This is a genomic window from Capnocytophaga sp. oral taxon 332 str. F0381, from assembly GCF_000318275.2.
GTDB lineage: Bacteria > Bacteroidota > Bacteroidia > Flavobacteriales > Flavobacteriaceae > Capnocytophaga > Capnocytophaga bilenii.
The window spans coordinates 1-390 of sequence record NZ_KB291340.1 but is presented as its reverse complement, the minus strand read 5'-3'; the positions used below and the strand labels follow the sequence as shown (position 1 = coordinate 390).

Annotated in this window: 1 pseudogene; it reads left to right on the top strand. The window is 37.2% G+C overall.

Going from position 1 to position 390, the window contains the following annotated elements:
- Positions 1-390, top strand: a pseudogene (locus HMPREF9075_RS12935) (DUF11 domain-containing protein); the annotation flags it as partial.

Below are 390 nucleotides of genomic sequence, written 5' to 3'. Positions count from 1 at the left end.
ACGTAGAGGTAATAGAGCCTACGGTAGTGATGAATAAGCGCGTATATAATGCTGCTAACCAAGATGTTACGGGTCAGAATAACATAGCTTTGGGCTCTACTCTTAAATACGAAATAGAATTCCAAAACCAAGGGAATGACGATGCTAAAAATTTAACAATTACAGATATATTACCTCCCAACTTAGAAAACTCGGCTACAGGTATATATGTATCTGATTCTCGTATTACTTATAATTACGATCCTAATACCCGCAAGCTTACTGCAAATGTTCCTAACGACTTGGTAAAGCAAAACGGTTCTAAATATAAAATTTCTTTCAACGTAAAGGTAGTTCCCAAGTGTGATACTTGGACCTCTCCTTGCGCCAATAAAATACAGAACTCGGCTT